Origin of the sequence: Geothrix sp. PMB-07 (genome assembly GCF_030758935.1) — a bacterium.
GTDB lineage: Bacteria > Acidobacteriota > Holophagae > Holophagales > Holophagaceae > Geothrix.
Genome location: NZ_CP132333.1, coordinates 383,678 through 406,115 on the forward strand (window position 1 = coordinate 383,678; position 22,438 = coordinate 406,115).

Here is a 22,438-nt window from a genome sequence, read left to right on the forward strand (position 1 = left end):
CCAGGGGGCTTCCTCATGACCCCTCGCGATCTGGTGACCGCCTGGGTGGCGGCCTTCAACCGGGCCGATGCGGAAGCCCTGGCCGCCTTCTATGCCGAGGACGCCATCAACCACCAGGTGGCAGAAGGCCCTGTGCAGGGCAGGACGGCCATCCATGCCATGTTCGAGCAGGGTTTCGCCGCCGCCAAGATGGTCTGCCTCGTGGAAAACCTCTTCGAGGACGGCGAGTGGGTCATCCTCGAATGGCGTGACCCGCTTGGGCTGCGGGGCTGTGGCTTCTTCCGCGTCGTAGGAGGAAAGATCATCTTCCAGCGGGGCTACTGGGACAAGCTCAGCTTCCTGCGCCAGCAAGGCCTTCCCATCCCGCCCGAGTAGGCGGGAAGGATGTCTAGATGCTATCCGCGATGAGCACGGCCGGGGTGAAGGGCAGGCCCGCGGCTTCGGCCGGGGTGGCCATGCCCCACAGGGCCAGGCGCTGGGCGTAGGGGGCCCACAGCTCGGGCCGGGCCTTCACGGCCTTGAGGGGCGGGTGCAGCCACAGGGCCTCGGGCAGGTCGGCCAGTTCTTCGGCGCTGAGGTCCATGGCTTCGTCGGTTTCCCAAAGGAAGCCGCAGCGGGCGGTTTCGCAGGCAGCCCAGAGCTGCAGCACCTCGCTGTGCTCGAAGCTGCTGAAGAGCACGCGGTCCAGGGCCTCGGCGGCCTCCACGGTGGCCAGGGCCTGCTGCCAGCCCGGCTCGCCCTTCAGTTCGACGTTGATGAGCTTGGCGGGCAGGTCGAGCACGTCCGCCAGGCGGGGCAGGGGTTCTCCGTTCTTCAGGGCGGGCAATTCCGCGGCCTTCATCTGGCGGAGGAGGCCGCTGCCGTTGGCGGTGCGGCCCAGATCCTCGTCGTGCAGTACCAGGCACACGCCATCGCGGGTGGGCTGCACGTCCAGCTCGAAGCCGTCCATGCCCGCGGTCAGGGCGGCCCGGAAAGCCTCCATGGAATTCTCCAGGTGTTTCGCCGACAGGCCGCGGTGGCCGAGCAGAAGGGAACGGGCGGCGGACATGGGGTCTCCCAGGTGAAACCTTGATTCTGACTGGAATCGGGCCCGCCGAGGGGCGCCCGACCACAGGACTCGACTTTTCGGCCAAGGGACCGATACAAGGGGCCTGTGGCCTAACAGCCTGGTGGAGGCAGACGACATGCGGGTTCTGCTGGTGGATGGAAACGGAGAGCTGCTGCAGGAGCTGCGGCGGGCTTTCTGGAAGCGCCATCGTCAGTGGGAGGTGGTCCTCGCCCAGAGCGGCGCCGAGGCCCTCCAGGCCCTCACGCGGGATCCCGTGGACATCGTGGTGGTGGATCTGGCGCTGACCGACATGGACAGCACCGCCCTGATCCACCAGGTTCGCGAAGTGCAGCCAGGGGCGGTGCGGATCGCCCTGGCCGACCGCGCCCAGGCCCAGTGGCAGGAGGAGGTGGAGGGCGACCTGCACCGGCTCTTCCTCAAGCCCGTGGAGGCCGAATTCCTCATTGGCGCCATTGAAAGTCTGGACATCGAGGATGACGAAACGAACGTGCGGGCCATCCGGGCCTTCGTAGGAGGACTCGGGCGCATCCCCAGCCTGCCCAGCCTCTACTCGGAGCTGGTGGCCCTGCTGCAGCGGGAAGACGCCGGGATGGGCGAGGTGGCCCGGCTCATCCGCCACGACCTCGGGGTGGCCAGCCAGGTGCTCAAGCTGGCCAATTCCGTGCACAGCGGATCGAACCGGCCCGTGTCAGAGCTGGGCCAGGCCGTGGCCATGCTGGGGGTGGATTCCCTGCGCTCGCTGGTGCTCTTCCGGGGGCTGATCTCTGGCTTCAACACGCCCAAGCCTCAGGGATTGGACCTGGAGATGCTGTGGCTGCACTCCTTCCATGTGGCCACGGGCGTGCGCAAACTGGCGGTGCTCGAAGGAGAGACGCGACTGGCAGACCTGGCCTTCTCCGCCGGGCTGTTGCACGACGTGGGCATGGTGGTGTTCGCCACGGATCCGGCGGGCCGCTACCACGCGGTGCTGGACCAGGCCCAGCACAGCCGCGTGCCCCTGTCGGTGCTGGAACACGAGGTCTATGGCGTGGATCACGCGCAGGTGGGCGCCCACCTGCTGAGCCTCTGGGGCCTGCCGCCGGTCTTCTGCCGCCCCGTGCGCGAGCATCATGCGCCTCCCGCGGGCGGTGAGGGGTTCCCCCTTTCCGTGGCGCTGCACTTCTCCGATGCCCGCCATGGCGGTGGCGCGCTGGCCGGCATCTTCGCCGATGGACGCTGGGGGCTGCATCCCCGGGCCCTTGAGGACCCGGAGCGTCTCGCCCGCTGGAAGGCCTGCCTGGATGACGGCAGTGAATCTGGTCCGAACGCATAGAGCAATCGCAACAGCTGACCGCGAAAAGCGGGGATGACCTGGATTCCACCTCGCCTTCTGCAGGGCCTTATCGACGTGGATGAACGCCTGATGCATTTTGATCCGTGTCCATCTGCGTTCATCCGTGGCGAACCCGCTGTTGCGGTCCCCCGGGGTTCAGATCACTTTGCCGGGATTGAAGATTCCCTGCGGATCCATGGCCTGCTTGAGGGCACGGAGGGCGTGGATGTGCGCGGGGTCGCTGAGGGCGAGGAAGGCGTCGCGCTTGGCGAGGCCAATGCCGTGCTCGCCGCTGAGGGTGCCGCCCAGGCTCACGGAAAGGCGGAACAGCTCCATGACCTGGCGTTCCAGCAGGGCCGGTTCCGTTTCACCGGCCGCCAAGAGGTTCACATGCAGGTTGCCGTCGCCCAGATGGCCGTAGGTCACGGTGGGGCCGCCGAGTTTGTCGAGCCCTGCAAAGAATTCCCGCAATCGGCTGCGGGGCACGACGATGTCTTCGCTCACCTTTTTCGGGTGTCGCTCCTTGAGGAAGGCGCTGGTCATGCGCCGCACGGCCCAGATGTTCTCGCGCTGTCGCTCGTCGGAGGCCAGTTCAAGCCCCTCGGCCACGGGCCCCAGCAGGTCCAGCAGGCCTTCGAGAAAGGTTTCGGAGGCGCAGCCCCGTTCGTCGAACTCGAGGATGGCCAGGGCCTCGCCGGGCAGGCGCCGCGCCGTTTCCGGCCCGTGGGCGCGGAGTTCCGCCAGCACTGCCGGATCGAAGAACTCGAAGGCGCTGGGCAGGTAGCCCGCGCCGCAGAGGCGGCCGGGCAGATCCAGAAGATCCTCCCAGCGCTTCACGGGCAGCAGCAGGGTGGTGTGTTCCCGGGGCATGGGCGTGAGCCGCAGCGTGGCACCCACGATGAACCCGAAGAGGCCCTCGCTGCCGATGAACAGCTGGCCGAGGGCCGGGCCCGCGTTGGCCTTCACACTGCTGATGCCGAAGCGGTGGATGTCGCCATCCTCCAGGAGGACATCCACGGCCAGCACCCAGTGGCGGGTCATGCCGTACTTGCAGGCATTGGGCCCGCCCGCATTGGTGGCCAGGGTGCCGCCCAGGGCGCAGCTCTCCCAGGAGTTGGGGTCCGGCGGATAGAACAGCCCCTGGGCCGCAGCCGCCGCTTTGACCTCGCGCAGCGGCGCGCTCACCGGGGCGCTGAGGCAGAGATCCTGGGGCGAAACCTGAATCTCGCCGGGCCACTGGGAGAAGTCCACCACCACGCTGCGCGCCGTGGGCAGGCAGCCGCCGGCCTTGCCGGTGCCCGCGCCCCGGGGGACGAGGCCGAAGCCCTCGGCCTTGGCCAGCCGCACCAGCTCCCGCAGGGCCACCGGGCCGTGGGGTTTCACCACGGCCAGGGGCGGGCGGCCCACCACATGGGATTCGTCGCGGAGGAAGGGCTCCAGGTCGCTGGGGTCGTGGATGACGGTGGCTTCGGGCAGGCCCTTGAGTGCGTCCATGGTTCCAGTGTGACGGAAGGCGGCTCACCCAGGTAAGCTGGCCACCATGCCTCCGTCCCAGCCACAGTCCCCCCGGGCCCGCCGGAGAAAGATGTTCCACCTGCTTGGCCATGCCGCGCCCTGGATGGTGCTCTTCCTGGGCCTCGCCGGCACCCTCTGGGCCTGGCGCGCCCTGGATCTGCAGGAACAGGCCTTCCGCGCGGGCCGCCTGGACGGGGCCATGGCCCAGACGCGCGAGGCAGTGGATCACCGCGTCGAGGAACAGACCAAGCTGCTGATTGCGGCCAAGGGGTTCGTTCTGGGCCGGTCGCGGGTGACCTCGGAGGACTGGCGGATCTTCAACGCGGGCCTGGAGCCGCGGCGGCTGTCGCCCGGAACCCGCGTGATGGGCTATCTCTCCCGGGAGGTGTTGGAAGGGCGCAAGGACGCGCTGCCGCTGCTGGAGCCCGAAATCGACGCTTCGTTGCTGGGACCCCAAGGGAGCGGCCTCCTGCGCCATCCGGCTTTCCTCGATGCGGCGACCCGCGCCCGGGACCGGGGCGAATTCGCTGTGAGCGGCTGTCTGGTGCTCCCCGGGGAGCAGGCGCCCTCTGTGGCCTTCCTGCTCCCGGTCTTCCGGGAGGGCCTGGTTCCCAATACCACGGCCGCCCGCCAAGGGGCCTTCCAGGGGCTGGTGCTTCTGCTCGCCGGTGGGAAGGACTTGTTCCGCACCATGTATGGGGCCATCCCCATCGCGGATCTGGACGTGGAGATCTACGACGATCCCTCCTGCCGGGAGGATGGCCTGATCTATGATCGTGCGCTCTGCCATGCGGGCAGGGGCCCGGCCATGGCGGTGCGCCACGAGGGTCGGCACATGCCCTTGAGGGTTGGGGGACGCCAGTGGGATCTGGTGGCGGGTTTTGTCCCGGGGGTGGCGGGCTTTCGGGAAAGCAGACCGACCATGGTGGCTCTGGGCGGCGCGGCCTTGAGCCTGCTGGCCTTTGGACTGACCCTCTTCTTGGCCTACAGCCGCTCTCGACTTGAGGCCATGGCCCACCAGCTGCGCGAAAGCGAGGCGCGGTTCCGATCCGTGGCCGAGACCGCCTCCTGCGCCATCTTCATCTATGCCGATCACATCGAGTACATGAACGAGGCAGGCACACGCATCACCGGTTTCTCCCTGGAGGAGATCCTCGGCCACTCGCTGCTGAACCTGGTGCACCCCGATGACCGAGAACTGGTGCGCTCCCGGGCACGGGCGCGGCTCCGCGGAGATACCGTGCCTTTGCGCTACGAGTTCCGCCTCCAGACCAAGAGCGGCGAAGTGCGCTGGATTGACTTCGCTGCCGGAACGGTGGTGCTGGGAGATAGGGTGCTTGGGCTGGGCACGGCCTTCGATGTGACGGAGCGGGTGAAGGCCAACGAGGCGCGCCTGAAGGCGGAGCGCAAGCTGATGGGCGCGCAGAAGCTCGAGAGCCTGGGACTGCTCGCCGGTGGCGTGGCCCACGACTTCAACAACCTGCTCACGGTCATCCAGGGAAACGCAGGCATGCTGCGCGATGCCATGGATGAGCCGGAGATGGCCCAGACCTGCCTGCGCAACATCGAGGAGACCTGCCGCCGGGCCGCGGGTCTGGTGGGCCAGATGCTCGCCTATTCAGGCCGGGGCAGGGGCCAGGTCCACCTGCTGGACTTGAACCGGCTCATCCAGGAAATCGCGCAACTGTTGAGCGTCTCCATTCCGAAGGCCATCAGCATCCAGTACCGGCTGACGGACCCCCTACCTCCCATCCTGGGTGACCCGGCCCAGCTCCAACAGGTGGTGATGAATCTGGTGACCAATGCGGCCGAGGCCATTGGCGAGACGGAAGGCCGCATCACCCTGGGCTCCGGTTTCCAGGTGTTGGGCGAGACGGACGCGACGGGTCTCCGCGTGGCCGAGGGCCTGGATTCCGGCCCCTTCGTGTTCTTCGAAGTGGAGGATACCGGCGCCGGCATGGATGCAGCCACCTTGGCCCGGATCTTCGATCCGTTCTTCACCACCAAGTTCACGGGCCGGGGCCTTGGTCTTGCGGCCATGCAGGGCATCGTGCGGGGGCACGGCGGGGGCGTGGAAATCCAGAGCAGCCCAGGCGTGGGCACCACTTTCCGTGTCTACCTGCCCGCCCGCAGCGGCAGCGTCCTGCCTGGTGCCGACGAACCTCGGGGCGCGGCCCTGCCGTTGAGCGGCGAGGGCCTGGTGCTGGTGGCGGATGATGAGCCGGGCATCCGTGACTTCGTGCAACAGGTCATGGTGCGCGCAGGCTTCGAGGTGATCGTGGCGGCGGATGGGGTGGATGCCGTCGAGCAGGTGCGAGCGCATCATCGGGAACTGCGGCTGGTGCTGCTGGATCTCACCATGCCGCGCTTGGGAGGGGACGAGGCCCTGGTGGATATCCGGGCACTGGGCTACAGCGGCCCCGTCATCCGCTGGAGCGGGTACGCGCTGACGGACGCCACGCCCGATCCCCGCGCCGCCTTCCTGCGTAAACCCTTCAGTGCGGAAGAACTGCTTGCCCTGGTCGCCAAGGCCCTCAGCCCATCGGTCAGTTGACGAGCGTGCCCACGGCCTCGCCGTTGACGGCGGCCACGAGGTTGCCGGGCTTGTTCATGTCGAAGACCAGGATGGGCAGCTTGTTGTCCATGCAGAGCGCAATCGCCGGAGCATCCATGACCTTCAGCCCCTTCTCGAGCACATCCTGGAAGCTGATGTGGTCGAAGCGGGTGGCGCTGGGATCCTTCTTGGGATCGGCGGTGTAGATGCCATCGACATTGGTGGCCTTCATGACCACCTCAGCGTTGATCTCGTTGCCGCGCAGGGCCGCGGCGGTGTCGGTGCTGAAGTAGGGATTGCCGGTGCCAGCGCCGAAGATGACCACGCGGCCCTTCTCCAGGTGGCGGGTGGCGCGGCGGCGGATGTAGGTCTCGGTGACCTTGGGCATTTCGAGGCCGGACAGGGTGCGGGTGTGCACGCCCTTGTGCTCCAGGGCGTCCTGCAGGGCCAGGGCGTTGATCATGGTGGCCAGCATGCCCATGTGGTCGGCGGTGGTGCGATCCATGCCCTTGGTGGCGCCCGCGACGCCGCGGAAGATGTTGCCGCCGCCGATGACGAGGGCCACTTCCACGCCCATCTCCCGGATGGCCTTCACCTGATCGGCGATCATGGACACCACGGCGGGATCGATGCCGCCCTTCTGCTCGCCCATGAGGGCTTCGCCGGAGAGTTTCAGGAGGATGCGCTTGAACTTCATGGGGACCTCGGGGCGGTAGGAACAGGCTAGCGTGCGGACTTAAAAAAGGGGCGGCACGAATGCCGCCCCTGTTCAGAAGGTGGAAACCTTACTTGGCGGCGGCCACTTCGGCAGCGAAGTTCTCGCTGCGCTTCTCGAGGCCCTCTCCCATGATGTACTTGGTGAAGCGGCGGATGCTCAGCTTCTCGCCGATCTCCGCGGTCTTCTGGGACAGGTACTGCTGGATGGTGAGGTCGGGGTTCATGATGAAGGGCTGCTCAAGAAGGCAGACCTCCTTGAAGATGCTGTTCATCTTCCCTTCGACGATGCGCTCGACGATGTTGGCGGGCTTGCCGGTGGCCAGGGCCTGCTCGGTGGCGATGCGCTTCTCGGTGTCGAGGAAGTCCTGGGTGACCTCTTCCTTGGTGACGAAGCGGGGCGCGGGGTCAGCGGCCGCGATGTGCATCGCGATCTCTTTCACGAGGCGCTGGAAGGCCTCGTTGCGGGCCACGAAGTCGGTCTCGGAGTTCACTTCCACCAGCACGCCGACGCGGCCGCCGGGGTGGATGTAGGCTTCCACGATGCCTTCAGCGGCGATGCGGTCAGCCTTCTTGGCGGAAGCGGCGAGGCCCTTCTTGCGCAGCCACTCGTTGGCGGCTTCCATGTCGCCGTTGCTCTCTTCCAGGGCCTTCTTGCAGTCCATCATGCCGAGGCCGGTCTTCTCGCGCAGGGTCTTCACGTCTTGGGCGGTAAATGCCATGGGTCATCTCCTGAATCATGGGGGATTCAAACCATCAGCCATCAGCGGGCGGACCACTGATGGCTGACGAATGGTGTGAAAGGGTCTAGCCTTCGACTTCCATCTTTTCGGCCATCATCTTCTTCATGTCCTCGCTGTCGCCCTTGTCGCGGAAGGACTGGCGGCCCTCGAGGATCGAGTCGGCCACGCGCTCGGAGAAGAGCAGGATGGAGCGGATCGCGTCGTCATTGGCGGGGATCACGTAATCCACCATGTCGGGATCGCAGTTGGTGTCGACGATGCCGACGACCTTGATGCCGAGCTTCTTGGCCTCGGTGACGGCGATGTCTTCGCGATGGGGATCGATGACGAAGATGACATCGGGCAGCGCGCGCATGTCGCGGATGCCGTGGAAGCTGGCTTCCAGCTTCAGGCGGGTGCGGTTCAGCGTGAGCAGTTCCTTCTTGGAGAGCAGGGCCGTGCGGGCGGGATCCGCCAGGGTGGCTTCGATCTCGCGGAACTTCTCGAGGCTCTTCTTGATGGTGGAGAAGTTGGTCAGCATGCCGCCCAGCCAGCGGTTGTTGACGTAGAAGGCGCCGCAGCGGCCGGCCTGCTCGGCGATGAGCTCCTGGGCCTGGGGCTTGGTGGCCACGAAGAGGAAGTTCTTGCCTTCGCCAGCGGCCTTCGTGAGGAAATTGGCGGCGGTGTTCCAGAGGCGCAGGGTCTTCTGGAGGTCGATGATGTAGATGCTGTTGCGGGCGCCGAAGATGAACTTCTTCATCTTCGGGTTCCAACGCTTGGTCTGGTGTCCGAAGTGGGCACCGGCTTCAAGAAGTTCCTTCATCTGGATGGCAGCCATGCTGGCCTCCCTGGTCAAGCGGCGAATCGAAGGTGCCGCGGGTGGGATGAAAGGCTTGGGGTTGGTTCCCTTCGCCCGAATCGTCCACGGAGTCCCGTGGACCGGAAAAACAGAAGGGGGAACCGAGTGGTTCCCCCTTCCAGAGACAGACTAGCGCTTGCTGAACTGGAAGCGACGACGGGCGGCCTTGCGACCGGGCTTCTTGCGTTCCTTCATGCGGGGATCGCGGGTCAGGAGGCCGGCGCCGCGCAGGAGGGACTTCAGCTGCTCGTTGTAGCCCAGCAGCGCACGGGAGATGCCCATGCGGATGGCCGAGGCCTGGCCGGCGGGGCCGCCACCAGTGACGCTGATGACCATGTCGAACTTGCCGTCGAGATCGGCCAGCACCAGGGGCTGGTGGACCATCATGCGGAGCACGGCATTGGGGAAGTAGCTTTCGAGGCTGCGACCGTTGACGGTGATCTTGCCGGTGCCGGGGCGCAGGAAGGCGCGAGCGGCCGCGCTCTTGCGGCGACCGGTTCCGTAGTTCTGGGAAATGGCCATGGGGTCCTCGCCTCTACTTCTGGATGGTCAGGATCTGGGGCTGCTGGGCGGACTGCTCGTGCTCGGGGCCCGCGTAGACCTTGAGCTTGCGATACATCGCCCGGCCGAGGGGGCCCTTGGGCAGCATGCCCTTGACGGCGCTCTCGATGATGCGCTCGGGGAAGGTGGCCTGCATCACTTCGGCGCGGACTTCCTTCATGGAGCCGGGCTGGGTGGTGGTGCGGCGGTAGAACTTCTGCACGCCCTTCTTGCCGGTGAGGATGGCCTTCTCGGCGTTGATGACGACGACGTGATCGCCGGTGTCGAGGAAGGGGGTCCAGGTCGGCTTGTTCTTGCCGGAGAGGACATCCGCGACGGCGGTGCTCAGGCGGCCCACGGGAATCCCGGTGGCGTCCACCAGGAACCACTGGCGCTTGAGATCATTGGCTTTCGGGAAGTACGTGCTCATGGCCTGCTCCGGAATCACAATCGCGCAGCAAAGACACCACCCCAGGGGCGGCGAATTCACAGAAGGGAAAGCTTATCGTTGAGCGGCCGGGGGGTCAAGCCGGGATTTCAGAAAGCCGCCACAACTCCTGGGCAATGCGCGAGGCCGCCATGCCATCCACCAGGGCCATGCCGTCGCGGACCTGCTCCTGGCGGTTGTCCTGGCCCTCCGGGCCCAGCCATTGGGCGAGGGCCTCCCGCGTCATCACCAGATCCGCCTCGGGGCCTTCGCCCAGGTCGAAGCAGCCGTTGGCCAGGGCCAGGTCGGCCAGCAGGCCGTGCTGGCGCTCGTTCTGCCCCCACACTGCGGCAGGGATGCCCATGCACAGCGCTTCGGCCAGCGTGACGCCCGCAGAGCACCAGAGCGCGTCGAAATCCGGCATGCGGCGGGTGAGAGCCGGCAGCCCGCGAAGCACAGTGCAACCGGGGAAGGGCTCGCCCTGGATGCCATTGGGCGCCAGCAGGGTGCAGCTGCCGCGCCAGCGGTCTTCGGCCACCAGGGCCGCCAGCGCATCGAAGGCCTTCTGGGCCAGGTTGGGACCATCGCTGCCGCCGAAGGTGACCAGCAGCTTGTGCACCGCCAGCGGCTGGAGGGGCATGCGCTTGGGCCGCAGGTCCAGAGCCGTTTTGTCGACCACGATGAAGTTCGAACCGCGGAGCACACGGCAGGCACCGGAAGTGGTCTCGAAGGGCCGCACCTTGTGGCCGTTCACCACCTTCACCGGATGGTCGGGCCACCTCACGCCTTCCAGGTAGGGCTGGAAGAGGAGGTCGGCCGTTTCGTGGGCGTCGGTGTCGTCCTCCATGACCGCCACTTTGAGGGGGCGCAGGGCCTGAAGGAAGGCGGTGGTGGTGTCCCACTGATCGACGAGCACCAGGGCGGCGCGGGAGGCGAGCTCCTTCGGCAACGGCGTGTGCAGGTCGGCACCGAGATAGGCGGCCTCGCAGGGCAGGGCCTGGTCCAGGAAGGGATGGGTGCCGCCGCCCACCCGGCGGGCGCGGTCATCCCCGGAGATGGCGATGCAGGCCTGGCCGCCCAGGGCGCGCCAGGCTTCTTGAAGGGCCAGGGCCCGGGCGACATGGCCCAGCCCAAGACGCAGATCGGCGTGAACGCGGAGAATCAGCAGCGGGGACATGATCGGGAAAGTCTACCCGTCCCCGCAAGCCATGGGGAGGGGGGATGATCATGGCGGATTCTCCCGGGTCTGTGGAATCCTGATTCCCTACCCGGGAGTGAACATGTCCGATCCATATCTGTCACAGGCGCCAGGCGGCCTGATTCCGGCACCGGGCGCGAAGGCCGCCAAGGTCTGCGGCATCCTCGCCATCGTGTTGGCACTCACCTGCGCGGGCATTCCCATTGCCATCATCCTGGGGATCGTGGCCCTGGTGCAGCAGGGCAAGGCCAAGCGCCTGGCCAAGGCCCAGCCCGAAGTCTATGCGCCCGTGTCAGCCACGGGCCTGGTGACGGGCATCATCGGCCTGGTGCTGCCCGTGCTGATGATTCCCTTTGTGGGTATCGTCAGCGCCGTGGCCATTCCGGCCCTGCTGGTGCAGCGTGAGCGCGCCCGTGAGGTGGCGGTGCAGTCGAACCTGAACGTGGCCCGTGCCCGGGCCGAGGCCGCCTTGCAGGCCATCCACGCCAAGGCCCCCGGACAGGTGCCCTCCCAGGACGCGATCATTCAGGCTCTGGCCCAGGATCCCCTCGTCCAGGCCCTCAAGAACCCCCTGACGCCGGGCGCTCCAGCCCTGCAGCGCGGCACCACGGGCCCTCTCGGCACGGTGATGGTCTTCAGCGACCAGGAGCAAGAAGGCGGCGTCACCACCTGGACCCTGCAGTTCCGCGCCACGGTCAAGCTGGCCGGGCAGGAAAAGATCCTGCAGGAGGAACTGGTGACCCACACCCAGGAGCAGGTGCAGGGCCGCACGGAGGATGGCTGGGAGGTGGTGCAGCCGGCGCCGGAAGCCCCCGCGCCGACGCCCGCCCCTCAACAGTAGGCCTCAGGGATAGGGATGCCCCTCGGCGAAGCCAGGCCGGGGGGCATCGATCACCGGTGCTTCGGCCACGGGCCAGCCATCGGCGAAGTAGGCCTCTTTGTAGCGGACGTAGCGGGTCCAGACACTGGCCGCCAGTTCACGTTGCTTGTCGCTGAGAGGCCCCTTCACGTGGGCGGGCCAACCGGCCACGAGGCTGTGGGGCGGGGCCTTGAAGCCCTCGCGCACCAGGCTGCCCGCGGCCACGAGGCAGCCCTCGCCGATCTCGGCGCCATCCATGATGGTGGTGCTCATGCCGATGAGGGCATTCCTGCGGATGGTGCAGCCATGCAGCATCACGTTGTGGGCGATGCTCACCTCCTCCTCGATGAGCAGGGGATGCTTCTCGTTGGTGACATGCAGGCAGCAGGCATCCTGGATGTTGGTGCGCGCGCCGATGCGGATCCAGTTCACGTCGCCGCGGATGGCGCAGTTGAACCAGATGCTGGCGTCGTCGCCGATCGCGACGTCGCCGAGGATCAGCGCGCTGTCCGGCACGAACACGCGGGAACCGATCCTGGGAACCATGCCTTGGAAGGGGCGGATCATGGGCATCTCCAGCGGGTGAGTCTACCTCACAGGGAGCGGGCCCACCGCGAGCAGGCCGAGCTTCACGGCGCCCCAGCCCAGGGACCCGGCCATCAGCCAGAGCAGCAGGCCCTGGAAGAAGGGGCGGGGGCCGACCTCACGCAAAGCCTCGCGGCTGAGGCTGGCGCCGATGAGGAACAGGGTCAGCACCAGCGCCCGCCGGGCGGCGAAGGCGACGACGTGGCCTGAAGCCCGCAGCGAAGGGATGAAGGTCACCAAGGCAGCGGCGACCAGGAAACCGACGATGAACCAGGGCCGCTTCACGGGCGGCGCGTCGGGGTTGGCTTCGCCCCGTCGTGCCGCCAGCCAGCCGATGCCCAAAGTGAGGGGCACGATCCAGAGCGCCCGGGCCAGCTTCACCGTGGTGGCCACTTCCAGGGCCCGCGGCCCATAGGCCAGGCCCGCACCCACCACGGAGCTGGTGTCATGGATGGCCAGGGCCGACCAGAGGCCGAAGGCCTCCTGCCCCAATCCAGTGGCGTGGCCGATGGCTGGGAAAATCACCAGGGCCACGGCATTGAGGAGGAACACCGTGGCCAAGGCCACCGAGATCTCGTGTTCCTTGCTGCGCAGCACCGGCGCCACGGCGGCGATGGCGCTGCCGCCGCAGATGGCGGTGCCCACGGAGATGAGCAGACCCGTGTCCCGGGGCACTTTCAGCAGGCGGGCGAGGCTCCAGCCCAGGGCCAGCACGATGGCGATGCTGAGGGCGGTGTAGCCCAGTCCGTGCTGGCCGGCCCGCGCCACGGCGCGCAGATCCATGTCGGCCCCCAGGCCCACCACGGACAGCGGCAGCAGCCGGTGGGTCCAGGTTTGGACCTGCCTGGGCCAGGGTTGGCCCAGGGCCAGGGCCAGCAGAGCGCCAACCACCAGGGCCGCGGCGGAGGAGGTGAAGGGTGCCAGAGCGAACAGGGCGCCGAGGATCAGCAGGACCTTTGAAATTCGCTGGAGGGGCGCGGACGTGCTCATGGCTTCAGGGTACCCTGGAAGAATGACCGCCCAGCTCATTCCCACCCGACGCAGCTTTCCGGCGGATGATCCCATCTTCGCCCTCAACGCCGAAGCCAACACCCGGAAGGCGGCGGGTGAATCCGTGCTGAATGCCACCGTGGGCGCGCTGCTGGATGAATCCGGGCAGTTGGTGGTGCTGGATTCCGTCATGGAGCTTTGGCGTGGGCTGGGCACCATGGAGGTGGCACCTTATGCGCCCATCGCAGGCGATCCCGCCTTCCTGAAAGCCCTGGTGCGGCGCCACTGGCCGCAGCTTGCTGCGGCAGGCGCCGCGTGCACCACACCGGGTGGCAGTGGGGCCCTGGCCCTGTCCCTGCGGAACTTTCTGGAACCCGGTCAGAGCCTGCTCACCACGGCACCGTTCTGGGGGCCCTACGCCACCCTGGCGGCGGAGAATGGCATGGGGCTGGTGACGGCGCCCTGGCCCGGAGTGGGTGAGCCCTTGAATGCCGCAGCCTGGGACGGAGCCTTGCGCCACCTCATGACGCGCCAGGGCCGTGTGCTGCTGTGGCTCAACGACCCCTGCCACAACCCCACGGGACGCAGCCTCAGCGCAGCGGACCGCGCGGTTCTCCTGGATCTGCTGCGCCAGGTTTCGGCCCTGGGCCCGGTCACGCTGCTGCTGGATTTCGCCTACCTGGACTACACGCGGGAACCAGAGGCGGTGGAAGCGGCGCTGCGGGATTACGCGGCCTTCGGCACCGAGGGGCGGGTGCTGGTGGGGGCCTCCCTGTCGCTCTCGAAATCCATGACGCTCTACGGCGCACGCTGCGGCGCCATCGCCTTTCCGTGGTGTGCCGAACCGGCCCTGCAGGCCGCGCTGACCCAGTCCTGCCGCGGCACCTGGTCCAACTGCGCCAAGGCGCCGCAATCCCTCCTGCTGAGGCTGGAGCAGGACGGCAAGGCCCAGGCCAGGTTGACGGCGGAGCACCGGCACTGGTCGGAGGTGCTCTCCGCCCGCGCCCAGGCGCTGGATGCCGCCCTGGTGGCCGAGGGCATGAAGCCGTTGCACTGGCAGGGTGGCTTCTTTGTGACCGTCGCCACCGCCGAGCCCGAAGCGGTTTGTGTGCGATTGAAGGCCGAAGGCGTGTTCACGGTGCCCCTGCCGGAAGGGCTGCGGGTGGGCATCTGCGGCATGCGGGCGGCCGATGCGCCACGGTTCGCCCAGGCGTTGCACCGGGTTCTGGCCCGCCCCTGATTCAGGCTTGGAAAAGCCCCGATCCTGAGGTATTCTGTTCGACCGCGGGCGTATAACTCAGCGGTAGAGTGCTACCTTCACACGGTAGAAGTCCCAGGTTCGAATCCTGGTACGCCCACCACTCCAAGCCAAGGCCCTGATCGTGATCGGGGCCTTTTCTTCTTCAGAACCTTCCCCTTCCCTCCGGGAGTTTCCCATGCCCTTCATCAACGCCACCCAGGTTCGCGCCGGGATGATCGTCAACTTCGAGAACGAGCTCTGCCGCGTCATCAGCGTCGAGCACCAGACGCCCGGCAACCTGCCGGCCCGCGTGGTGGTGAAGATGAAGCGCCTGAAAGACGGCATCAACCGTGAGAACCGCTTCGGCAGCGCCGACAAGGTGGACAAGGCCAGCCTTGAGCAGCACATGCTCGAGTACCTCTATGAGGATGGCAACAACCTCGTCTTCATGAACAACGAGACCTACGAACAACTGGAAGTGAACAAAGAAATCCTGGGCGACGACCTGGTCTTCCTCGAGCCCAACATGCAGGTCGAGATCGAGTTCTACGAGGGCCAGGCCATGAGCGCCACCCTGCCTCCCAGCGTGGTGCTGGAGATCGTTGAGACCGATCCCGTCATGAAGAATGCCAATGCCACCGGTTCCTACAAGCCCGCCAAGCTCGACAACGGCATCACCGTGGGCGTGCCCCCCTACATGGAAGCAGGCCAGAAGATCCGGGTGAACACGGTGGATCGAACCTTCATGGAGCGGGTGAAGTAGGCAGGCCCTGAGGTCCGTTCCTGGGGGCGTTTCAGCGGACATCGAGAGGGTCTGTCTGGATGTCCAGATTCTTTCAATGGCACGCCTGGGACAAACTTCACGATCCGCGAATCAATACCGATGAAACCCCGGTAGGCAGATGCCGCCGGGGTCTTGTCTTGCGTGAATTCCGCCAGACGAAATTCCAACCTCGCGGTAAAGTACTGGTCGCTAGGTTCCCGGGTGCGTGACCGAGGTCACAAGAAACGGGAAACATGAGATAACAGTCCCAATCTCTCCGGTGGAGCCCCATGCCTCAAGCAGTCCTCAATCTGAGACGGATCGAGTTCCTGGCCGGGCTGCCAATGAACGCAGCCGAAGAATTGGCCAGCATCGCGGAACTTCGACGTTTCCCCGATGGGGCCCGCGTCTACACGCAGGGCGATTCCATTCCCGGGGTCTACGTCGTGGTGAAGGGCGGCCTCAAGGTCTTCCGCACCGATGGGCGGGGCCGTGTTCAGGTGCTCCAGTTCCTCAAGGTGGGCGACTGCGTGGGCGAAGTGTCCGTCTTCGACGGCGCCTCCTCTGCCTCCAGCGCGGAATCCCACGGCGAGACCGAGTGCTGGATGATCCCCTCCGCGCCCCTGCGCCAGATCGTCCATCGCCACCCGGAAGTGGCCGAGATGATCATCCATCACTTCACGGCCAAGGTGCGCCACCTGGTGACCCTGGTGGAGACCCTCAGCCTGCACAGCGTGCCTGAGCGCGTGGCGCAGCTGCTGCTTGAGGCCCACGAAGCCAATCCCATGCGCTCCCTGGTGGAGTTCCAGGAGACGCAGGAAGACCTGGCCCAGTGCATTGGCGCCAGCCGCGAAGCCTTCAGCCGCGCCCTGCGCCTGCTCACCGACCTCGGGCTCATCCAGAGCACCTTCCCGGTGGTGCGCATCCTCGACCTGGGTAAGCTGCAGCGCTACGCCAAGGGGTGATCTCTTCACTTCCATTGAACGCCCCCGGAGGCCCCGGGGGCGTTTTATTTGGAGGGCTCCGGATCCGTCTCCCAGTGGATGGGGCCTGGAAGTGAGCTGATGACGGGCAGCAGGCCCTGTGCCACCAGCTCTGCCAGTCGCGCGGGCAGATCGTTGGGCGGCATGTCCGGCAGGTTGACCGCATCAGCCACGATGCCCACCCAGGCATTGCGCCCGTTGCGCTTGGCGGCATAGAGGCAGGCGTCGGCCACGGCGACCACGTGCTCCCAGGCGAAGCCCTCCACGTTGTTGCGAATGAAGGGGAAGGCGCTGAAGCCGATGGAGCCGGTTTTGAACAGCGGTTCCGGCTTGTCCACATCAAAGGGATGGGCCTCGATGGCCGTGCGGATGCGTTCCGGCAGGATCGCCGCATCGGCCCTGGCGGTATTCCGGGTCACGATGAGGAATTCCTCTCCGCCCCAGCGCACCACCGTGTCGGAGGTGCGCACGACCCTGCGCAGGATGTCGCCCACCTGCTCCAGCACACGGTCGCCGGCATGGTGGCCATGGACATCGTTGACCTGCTTGAAGAAATCCAGGTCGACCATGATGAAGAGCATGTCGATGTTGGCCACGTTGCGGGTGGCCCTGCCCTGGGCGATGTCATGCTGCATCCGCGCCACCTGGGCGACATCCTTGGGCAGGCTTTCCGCGAGGAAACGCCGGTTCCTGAGCCCCGTCAGGGGGTCCGTCAGGCTCATGTTCCGGACTTCCTCCATGGCCTCGGCCAGCTCGGTGGTGCGCCGCTGGACCATGTGCTCGAGCAGCGCATTCCGTGTCTTCAGGGCCGCCAGGCGGAGCCGGACAATGGTGAGGGCGAGGCCACCGAGGGTGAGCCCGAGGAAGGTGGTGAACCACCAGGTTTTGTACCAGGGCGGCAGCACGCGGATGGGGATGGAGAGGCCCGCGGCGTTCTGCTGGCCATCGCAGTTGGAACCGCGGATCCTCAAGACGTACGACCCTGGCGGCAGGGTGGTGTAGGTGATGAACCGCCGATTCCCATTGGCGTGCCAGTCCGTGTCCAGCCCTTCCAGCTTGTAGCTGTATTCGTTCTTGTCCGGAGCCACAAAATGCAGGGCTGCGAACTCGAAGGACACCATGGTGTCTTTGGGGCGAAGCTGCAATTCTCCCCGCGAGTCCATCCGTTCATGCAAAGGAAGAGGGGTTCCAGCGATCTGGAAATCGGTGAGGACAATGGGCGGCAGGGCGGTGTTGTAGGACAGTTTGTCCGGGGCGAACAGGTAGAACCCGTTGTTGCTGCCGAAGAGCAGCTCGCCGCTGCCGCAGAGAAAGGCCGAATTCTTGACGAACTCCGGCTTCCGGAGGGATTCCTGCCACGCGAAGGGTGAAGCGATGCCGACCTTCGGATCGAAGCGGCACAGACCACGGTTCGTGCTGATCCAGAACTGGCCATGGCTGTCTTCGACGATGGCGTTCACCGTGTTGCTGGGGAGGCCATGGCGGACGTCGTAGCGCGTGAAGCGGGGCGCCGCATCCCAGGACGGAACCTCGCAACGGTAGAGCCCGCCTGCATCCGTGCCCACCCAAAGGGTCTTGGCGGAATCCAGGAAGAGGGTGCGGATGAGGCCGTCTCCCAGCTTTTCAGGGCCTCCCGGAAAGAAGCTCTGCACCTTGCCCGTGCCAGGATTGATCCGGTTCAGGCCGTCCAGGGTGCCCACCCAGACCATGTCGTACGCGTCCATGGCCAGGCAGAAAATGTTGCCGCTGCTGAGGCCGTTCGCGCCTGGACGGTAGCTCTTCACCACCTTGCCCGTGGCCGGATCGAATACATCCAGGCCGCCGCCATCATCGTGGCCGAGCCACAACCTGTGGGCGCGGTCTTCCCGGATGGCCCAGATGAAATTGTTCCGCAGGCTGGTGGTGTCCTTCGGGTCATGGCGGAAATGCCTGAAGCGCGGGGTTCCCGCCGGGCTGTCCTGCTCCACCCGCACCAGCCCACCCTGGTAGGTGCCGAACCAGAGGCGCTGGGCGCTGTCCCGGAACGCGGTGGTGATGACATCGTCCTGAAGGCTGCCTGCGACGCCTGGTTGGTGGCGGAACGCTTCAAAGTGCAGGGGCTGGCCAGGCTTCCCTGGGCGCAGTGCGCGATCCAGGCCATGCCCGTCGGTGCCGATCCACAGGTTTCCGAAGCGATCCTCCACGAAGGCGTTCACCACGTTGCCGCTGAGGCTGTCGGCCACGGCCACGTTGTGCTGGTAGTGGAAGAGGGCCGACGTTTCACGCGAGACGGCCTTGGCGGGATTGAGCACCAGCTTGTTCAAGCCCATCTGGTAGCTGGACACCCACAACACGCCGGAGGTGTCCTCGTAGAGCGCTTCGATGGCGTCGCTCGAGAGGCTGTTGGGATCTCTGGGGTCGCTGCGGATGCGGCGGAAGCGCGGAGCATTCTCCTCTCCTCCGGGAAGCATGAGGCTGAGGCCGCCCCCATCGTGCCCCACCCATAGCGCGCCGGTCCGGTCGAGGTAGAGCCGGTACACCAGCCCTTCCGCCAGGCTGGAGGGATCTTTGCGCTGATGCGTGAAGGTGCGGATCAGGCCGTTGGAGGGGAGGCAGGTGAGCCCTGAGGGGCTGGCCATCCACAGGCGGCTGCTGCGATCCTGCACCATGGCCGTGACGCCGCCAGGGCCGCCGGGGACGGGCTCGAAGAGCGGCGCCTGCCAGGGCGCATAGTGATCGACACGGCGGATGGCCGCCTCTCGCATGCCGATCCAGGAGGCGCCGCGCGCATCGACGAAAAGGGAGGCGATGGCGCTGTTGGGAAGGCCCTTGGGATCCCTCGGCGTGGCGGGAACCCGGTGGAAGCGTGGGTTCTCCTTGCCGGTCTCCGCGGCGGGCAGCACGATCAATCCGCCGCCCTCGACGGCGATCCAGAGGTTTCCGGCCCGGTCTTCTGCCAGGGTATTGAGCACATCCGAAGTGAGGGAATCTTGCCGGGCCGAGGCCCTGAAGGTCCGCAGCTTCCCGGATGGATCCATGCGGCTGAGGCCGCCGCCATTGGTGCCGATCCAGATGCGTCCCTCACGGTCTTCCAGCAAACTCGTGATCCAGTTGGATCGGAGGGCGTTTGGGTCGGAGGCATCCGGGCGGAGCACCTTGAAGCGCTGGCCGTCGTACCGGTTCAGCCCGCCTTCGGTGCCGAACCAGAGGAATCCATTCCGGTCCTGGAGGATGGCGTGGACGATGCTCTGGGAGAGGCCCTGATCCACGGAGATGTGCTCGAACACTGGCGGATTGGCGCTCTCCGTCCAGTGGGTCGGGCCTTCCCCGGATCGGGTTCCGCCTGCACGCAGCGTGGCCATGCTCAGGCAAAGTCCGAGGAGGGCCAGGGCTCGTCCCAAGCCGCGAGCTGAGCGGGCGGGGGAGCGTTGCGGCAGGGAAAGGCTCGGGGCGGAGGTTGCGGGGGCTCTCATCCCTTGGGGCTCCCTTGGATGGGGGGTGCGCTTTCTTGGGAGCTAGTGTGCAGTAAATTCCCTGTACGGTCATGCCCGGGTCGCACGCTTTCCTGCTGCGAAGGTCGACCTTGGGACTTGGATGCGAGGCGAGGGTTTACAGAATCGCCAAGTACCTCGTTTTGGCGCCTGTCTCCAGCCCGCCCTGATCGATCCAGGCGAAGGCATCGGCATGGCCCAGGGTGACCAGGTCGGCGGAGCCTTTGCCCGGCAGGGGTTCCAGGCGGCCCTCCACCAGGCGACAGGGGTGCAGCAGGGGACGGTCACCTTTGTTCTTCACGGGCCCCAGCAGGCGGCCGCGTCGCCAGGGATCGGGTGCGGCTCGCCCCTCCAGGCGGGCCAGGGCCTGCGAAAGGAAGAGCAGCCCATTGACGTAGGCGGAAACCGGGTTGCCGGGCAGGCCCAGGATGAGCAGGTCGCCCAGCAGGGCCGCCAGCATGGGCTTGCCAGGTTTGAGGCGGATCTTGTGGAAGAGGATGGTGGCGCCCAGCTCCCGCAGCACCGCAGGCAGATGGTCGTGATCGCCCATGCTCACGCCGCCGGAAGTGAGGAGGATGCGGATGCCCTGGGTGCTCTGCAGGGCCGCTGCCAGGGCCGGCGGATCGTCGGGCAGGGCCGGGCGCAAGGTGGCCTCGGCGCCGAGCGAGTGAGCCAGGGCGGCGAGCATGGGGCCGTTGGAATCGCGGATCTGGTGCGGCGCGGGATCGGCGACCAGTTCATCGCCCGTGGACGCGATGCCCACGCGGATGCGCGTCAGCGGGGGAACCGGGGCCCCCTCCTGTGCCCGCAGGCCCATGCGCGCGGCGCTGAGGGGCGTTCCCGCAGGCAGCAGCAGGTCGCCGCGCCGGGCCTGGTCGCCTCGCACGCGAACGTGATCACCCGCCTCGGGAGTCGCCGTGGGGCGCACAGTGGTTTCAGCGGTCTCCAGTTGTTCCACGGGCACGATGGCGTCGGCCCCCGCAGGCAGCGCCGCACCCGTCATGATGCGCACGGCGGTGCCGGGCAGCACCGTGAAGGCCGCCGGATCGCTGCCGGCATAGAGGGTGCCCAGCAGCTGGCGCGGGGAGCGACCCTCCGCGGCCCGCAAGGCCACACCGTCCATGCTGGCCCGGTCCGTGGCGGGGTCATCACGATCAGCCCGCAGTTCAGGCAGGCTTGGCGCAGGCAGGGCGTCCCAGAGGCGGCGCAGGGCCTCTTCCAGGGGCAGCAGGTCGGGGTGGTCGCAGCTCATGGCCATGCTCGATGCTACGCCGGTCAGCCTAACTTCAAAGGCGCTTCGCGCCAGGCGTTCAGAAGCGCTTCGCGCCAGGCCTTCAAAGGCGCTTTGCACCGCGCCCTTCGGCTTCCTTCAAATGGCGGATGTCCATGAGCTGCAGGTCGCGGATGGTGGCTTCGGTCATGGAACTGGTCACCTGCGTTTTCACGGCGCCCCAGGCGTCGTGCAGGGGGCAGGGATGGTCGCCGCCGCAGCTAGGGAAGCCCATGATGCAGCCCTCCATGGCATCGGGGCCTTCCAGGGCCGTGACCACCTCGCCCACGGTGATTCGATGGGAGGGCCGCGTGAGGCGGAAGCCACCCTTGGGGCCGCGAACGGATTCAAGAATGTCGCCCTGCACCAGGCCCTGGAGGATCTTCGCCAGGTACGGGCCCGGGAGGTTCAGCTTCGAGGACAGATCCTTCGCCAGGCTGTAGCTCCCGTCCTCGGGGAGGGCCGCGAGGGCGCGAAGCGCATAACCGGTGGCAGTGGAGAAGAGCATTCCAGAATCCTTTGCAGGTTTTAGAATCAGGCCCGAGGATTTCGGAGTCCAGCCCCATTGTGACCAATGTGGGGTGGTCGGCTTCAGAGCAGGGCGCGCCAGAGCAGGACCAGGCCAAGGACGCTCAGGGCCCCTTCCCGCCAACCCAGGCGGCGGGCGGGCATGGGCCGATAGGGCGCCAGGGCCCGCAGGTAGAGCAGGAACGTCCAGGCTGTCCACAGGGCTCCGGCCTGGTTCCGTGTGGCCAAAAGCAGGAAGGAGGCCACGAGCAGCAGAAGGTGGAGGACATGGACAGGGATGCGCCGCTGTCGCAGCTCCGCGGCAGACATGCCGTGCGCCTGGGCCAGGAAGCGCCGCACGTAAGCCAGGTTGGCCGCGCCCACCAGGGTGACGAGGAGCCAGGCACGGCCTGCGGAGGCCAAGGTATCGCCCCCCGCCGCGAGCATGGATGCCGCCAGCCCGGCGAAGGCGCCCTGGGCCGCGATCTCCACGGACAGGGATCGCACCGCGCGGTCCAGATCCGCCCTCAGAGCCAGGAAAACCAAGGGTGAAATGCCGCTCAAAGGAATCAGGAATTTAAAATCTGAAAAAATCCAGGTGGCTATTCCCATCCCGAGCGCCAGGCTTCCCAGCAGCAGGAGGGCCCGAAGCTGCGCGGGATCCTTCTGGCCATTCAATACCCGCCGGAGGGCCGGGCGGCTCAGGAAGAAGGCCGCCGCCGCCAGGCCCAGGCACAGGCTGGCGATGCTGGGCCTCAGCAGAAGCCCAAGCACCAACGGGAAGCCCAGCATGAACCAGGTTCCGTGCTCGGCAGGCAGCAGGGTGCGCAGGGGTGGCAGGAGTCGGGTCATTTCGGTATC

The 22,438-nt window shown here is 66.8% G+C and carries 21 protein-coding genes and 1 tRNA gene; 8 read left to right on the forward strand and 14 right to left on the reverse strand.

From position 1 onward, the window contains the following. Nucleotides 1–15: 15 nt before the first annotated feature. Entirely contained in the window at nt 16–375 is a 360-nt protein-coding gene (locus tag Q9293_RS01690; RefSeq protein ID WP_306249436.1) for a nuclear transport factor 2 family protein, read from the forward strand. Between the two features lie 13 nt (nt 376–388). Here Q9293_RS01690 and Q9293_RS01695 read toward each other — a convergent pair whose 3' ends face one another. Beyond that, nucleotides 389–1,048 (reverse strand): glycerophosphodiester phosphodiesterase family protein, encoded by a 660-nt coding sequence (locus Q9293_RS01695; RefSeq protein ID WP_306249437.1) that lies wholly within the window; start codon nt 1,046–1,048, stop codon nt 389–391. Nucleotides 1,049–1,184: 136 nt separating this feature from the next. On the opposite strand from Q9293_RS01695, the gene Q9293_RS01700 reads away from it, so the two are divergent. Continuing rightward, nucleotides 1,185–2,381, forward strand: a complete 1,197-nt coding sequence (locus tag Q9293_RS01700) for a response regulator (protein ID WP_306249438.1) — start codon at nt 1,185–1,187, stop codon at nt 2,379–2,381. A gap of 156 nt (nt 2,382–2,537) precedes the next feature. Here Q9293_RS01700 and Q9293_RS01705 read toward each other — a convergent pair whose 3' ends face one another. Continuing rightward, complete coding sequence (locus Q9293_RS01705; RefSeq protein ID WP_306249439.1) at nt 2,538–3,875, reverse strand: FAD-binding oxidoreductase; 1,338 nt, start codon at nt 3,873–3,875, stop codon at nt 2,538–2,540. 91 nt (nt 3,876–3,966) lie between these two features. Here Q9293_RS01705 and Q9293_RS01710 point away from each other — a divergent pair, with 91 nt between their 5' ends. After that, entirely contained in the window at nt 3,967–6,450 is a 2,484-nt protein-coding gene (locus Q9293_RS01710) for a PAS domain S-box protein (protein ID WP_306249440.1), read from the forward strand. On the opposite strand, the gene pyrH is transcribed toward Q9293_RS01710, so the two are convergent. The 6 genes from pyrH to Q9293_RS01740 all read right to left on the reverse strand — a co-directional run bounded on the left by pyrH (nt 6,443) and on the right by Q9293_RS01740 (nt 10,889). Then, nucleotides 6,443–7,147, reverse strand: a complete 705-nt coding sequence (gene pyrH, locus Q9293_RS01715; protein WP_306249441.1) for a UMP kinase — start codon at nt 7,145–7,147, stop codon at nt 6,443–6,445. The genes Q9293_RS01710 and pyrH overlap by 8 nt on opposite strands. 88 nt (nt 7,148–7,235) lie before the next feature. Continuing rightward, nucleotides 7,236–7,886, reverse strand: coding sequence for a translation elongation factor Ts (gene tsf, locus Q9293_RS01720; protein WP_306249442.1), 651 nt, complete (start codon nt 7,884–7,886; stop codon nt 7,236–7,238). Nucleotides 7,887–7,971: 85 nt separating this feature from the next. Next, a complete protein-coding gene (gene rpsB, locus Q9293_RS01725) occupies nt 7,972–8,724 on the reverse strand; it encodes a 30S ribosomal protein S2 (RefSeq protein WP_306249443.1) in 753 nt (250 codons plus the stop codon). A gap of 150 nt (nt 8,725–8,874) precedes the next feature. Further along, nucleotides 8,875–9,267, reverse strand: a complete 393-nt coding sequence (rpsI, locus tag Q9293_RS01730; protein WP_026852539.1) for a 30S ribosomal protein S9 — start codon at nt 9,265–9,267, stop codon at nt 8,875–8,877. Nucleotides 9,268–9,280: 13 nt separating this feature from the next. Then, the gene (rplM, locus tag Q9293_RS01735; RefSeq protein ID WP_306249444.1) at nt 9,281–9,715 is read right to left on the reverse strand and encodes a 50S ribosomal protein L13; all 435 of its coding nucleotides are present in this window, start codon (nt 9,713–9,715) and stop codon (nt 9,281–9,283) included. Nucleotides 9,716–9,809: 94 nt separating this feature from the next. Next, nucleotides 9,810–10,889, reverse strand: a complete 1,080-nt coding sequence (locus Q9293_RS01740; protein WP_306249445.1) for a hypothetical protein — start codon at nt 10,887–10,889, stop codon at nt 9,810–9,812. 103 nt (nt 10,890–10,992) lie between these two features. Here Q9293_RS01740 and Q9293_RS01745 point away from each other — a divergent pair, with 103 nt between their 5' ends. Then, entirely contained in the window at nt 10,993–11,751 is a 759-nt protein-coding gene (locus Q9293_RS01745) for a hypothetical protein (protein ID WP_306249446.1), read from the forward strand. 3 nt (nt 11,752–11,754) lie between these two features. Here Q9293_RS01745 and Q9293_RS01750 read toward each other — a convergent pair whose 3' ends face one another. Beyond that, nucleotides 11,755–12,336 carry a gamma carbonic anhydrase family protein gene (locus tag Q9293_RS01750; protein ID WP_306249447.1) on the reverse strand — a complete coding sequence of 194 codons (582 nt, stop codon included), beginning with the start codon at nt 12,334–12,336 and terminating at the stop codon, nt 11,755–11,757. A gap of 21 nt (nt 12,337–12,357) precedes the next feature. Continuing rightward, nucleotides 12,358–13,344, reverse strand: coding sequence for a YeiH family protein (locus Q9293_RS01755; protein WP_306249448.1), 987 nt, complete (start codon nt 13,342–13,344; stop codon nt 12,358–12,360). Between the two features lie 22 nt (nt 13,345–13,366). Here Q9293_RS01755 and Q9293_RS01760 point away from each other — a divergent pair, with 22 nt between their 5' ends. From Q9293_RS01760 to Q9293_RS01775, 4 genes are all read left to right on the forward strand, one after another. Next, nucleotides 13,367–14,584, forward strand: a complete 1,218-nt coding sequence (locus tag Q9293_RS01760) for a pyridoxal phosphate-dependent aminotransferase (protein ID WP_306249449.1) — start codon at nt 13,367–13,369, stop codon at nt 14,582–14,584. Nucleotides 14,585–14,630: 46 nt separating this feature from the next. After that, a tRNA-Val gene (locus Q9293_RS01765) sits at nt 14,631–14,705 on the forward strand. 75 nt (nt 14,706–14,780) lie between these two features. Beyond that, a complete protein-coding gene (gene efp / locus Q9293_RS01770) occupies nt 14,781–15,347 on the forward strand; it encodes an elongation factor P (RefSeq protein ID WP_306249450.1) in 567 nt (188 codons plus the stop codon). A gap of 290 nt (nt 15,348–15,637) precedes the next feature. Further along, nucleotides 15,638–16,312, forward strand: a complete 675-nt coding sequence (locus Q9293_RS01775; RefSeq protein WP_306249451.1) for a Crp/Fnr family transcriptional regulator — start codon at nt 15,638–15,640, stop codon at nt 16,310–16,312. Between the two features lie 44 nt (nt 16,313–16,356). On the opposite strand, the gene Q9293_RS01780 is transcribed toward Q9293_RS01775, so the two are convergent. From Q9293_RS01780 to Q9293_RS01795, 4 genes are all read right to left on the reverse strand, one after another. Then, complete coding sequence (locus Q9293_RS01780; RefSeq protein ID WP_306249452.1) at nt 16,357–19,671, reverse strand: two-component regulator propeller domain-containing protein; 3,315 nt, start codon at nt 19,669–19,671, stop codon at nt 16,357–16,359. Nucleotides 19,672–19,918: 247 nt separating this feature from the next. Further along, a complete protein-coding gene (locus Q9293_RS01785; RefSeq protein ID WP_306249453.1) occupies nt 19,919–21,151 on the reverse strand; it encodes a molybdopterin molybdotransferase MoeA in 1,233 nt (410 codons plus the stop codon). After that, complete coding sequence (locus tag Q9293_RS01790) at nt 21,135–21,578, reverse strand: Rrf2 family transcriptional regulator (RefSeq protein WP_306249454.1); 444 nt, start codon at nt 21,576–21,578, stop codon at nt 21,135–21,137. The genes Q9293_RS01785 and Q9293_RS01790 overlap by 17 nt, the downstream gene beginning before the upstream one ends. A gap of 83 nt (nt 21,579–21,661) precedes the next feature. Continuing rightward, on the reverse strand, nt 21,662–22,429 hold the full coding sequence (locus Q9293_RS01795; protein WP_306249455.1) for a YwiC-like family protein: 768 nt from the start codon (nt 22,427–22,429) through the stop codon (nt 21,662–21,664). Nucleotides 22,430–22,438 lie beyond the last annotated feature (9 nt).

What these genes read in the sequence shown, in the direction of transcription:
- efp (WP_306249450.1), top strand. Translation starts at nt 14,781, where the DNA reads ATGCCCTTCATCAACGCCACCCAGGTTCGCGCCGGGATGATCGTCAAC.
- tsf (WP_306249442.1), bottom strand. Translation starts at nt 7,886, where the DNA reads ATGGCATTTACCGCCCAAGACGTGAAGACCCTGCGCGAGAAGACCGGC.
- pyrH (WP_306249441.1), bottom strand. Translation starts at nt 7,147, where the DNA reads ATGAAGTTCAAGCGCATCCTCCTGAAACTCTCCGGCGAAGCCCTCATG.
- Q9293_RS01755 (WP_306249448.1), bottom strand. Translation starts at nt 13,344, where the DNA reads ATGAGCACGTCCGCGCCCCTCCAGCGAATTTCAAAGGTCCTGCTGATC.
- Q9293_RS01750 (WP_306249447.1), bottom strand. Translation starts at nt 12,336, where the DNA reads ATGATCCGCCCCTTCCAAGGCATGGTTCCCAGGATCGGTTCCCGCGTG.
- Q9293_RS01700 (WP_306249438.1), top strand. Translation starts at nt 1,185, where the DNA reads ATGCGGGTTCTGCTGGTGGATGGAAACGGAGAGCTGCTGCAGGAGCTG.
- Q9293_RS01690 (WP_306249436.1), top strand. Translation starts at nt 16, where the DNA reads ATGACCCCTCGCGATCTGGTGACCGCCTGGGTGGCGGCCTTCAACCGG.
- Q9293_RS01705 (WP_306249439.1), bottom strand. Translation starts at nt 3,875, where the DNA reads ATGGACGCACTCAAGGGCCTGCCCGAAGCCACCGTCATCCACGACCCC.
- Q9293_RS01740 (WP_306249445.1), bottom strand. Translation starts at nt 10,889, where the DNA reads ATGTCCCCGCTGCTGATTCTCCGCGTTCACGCCGATCTGCGTCTTGGG.
- Q9293_RS01775 (WP_306249451.1), top strand. Translation starts at nt 15,638, where the DNA reads ATGCCTCAAGCAGTCCTCAATCTGAGACGGATCGAGTTCCTGGCCGGG.
- Q9293_RS01760 (WP_306249449.1), top strand. Translation starts at nt 13,367, where the DNA reads ATGACCGCCCAGCTCATTCCCACCCGACGCAGCTTTCCGGCGGATGAT.
- rplM (WP_306249444.1), bottom strand. Translation starts at nt 9,715, where the DNA reads ATGAGCACGTACTTCCCGAAAGCCAATGATCTCAAGCGCCAGTGGTTC.
- rpsI (WP_026852539.1), bottom strand. Translation starts at nt 9,267, where the DNA reads ATGGCCATTTCCCAGAACTACGGAACCGGTCGCCGCAAGAGCGCGGCC.
- Q9293_RS01695 (WP_306249437.1), bottom strand. Translation starts at nt 1,048, where the DNA reads ATGTCCGCCGCCCGTTCCCTTCTGCTCGGCCACCGCGGCCTGTCGGCG.
- rpsB (WP_306249443.1), bottom strand. Translation starts at nt 8,724, where the DNA reads ATGGCTGCCATCCAGATGAAGGAACTTCTTGAAGCCGGTGCCCACTTC.
- Q9293_RS01745 (WP_306249446.1), top strand. Translation starts at nt 10,993, where the DNA reads ATGTCCGATCCATATCTGTCACAGGCGCCAGGCGGCCTGATTCCGGCA.
- Q9293_RS01795 (WP_306249455.1), bottom strand. Translation starts at nt 22,429, where the DNA reads ATGACCCGACTCCTGCCACCCCTGCGCACCCTGCTGCCTGCCGAGCAC.
- Q9293_RS01780 (WP_306249452.1), bottom strand. Translation starts at nt 19,671, where the DNA reads ATGGCCACGCTGCGTGCAGGCGGAACCCGATCCGGGGAAGGCCCGACC.
- Q9293_RS01710 (WP_306249440.1), top strand. Translation starts at nt 3,967, where the DNA reads ATGTTCCACCTGCTTGGCCATGCCGCGCCCTGGATGGTGCTCTTCCTG.
- Q9293_RS01790 (WP_306249454.1), bottom strand. Translation starts at nt 21,578, where the DNA reads ATGCTCTTCTCCACTGCCACCGGTTATGCGCTTCGCGCCCTCGCGGCC.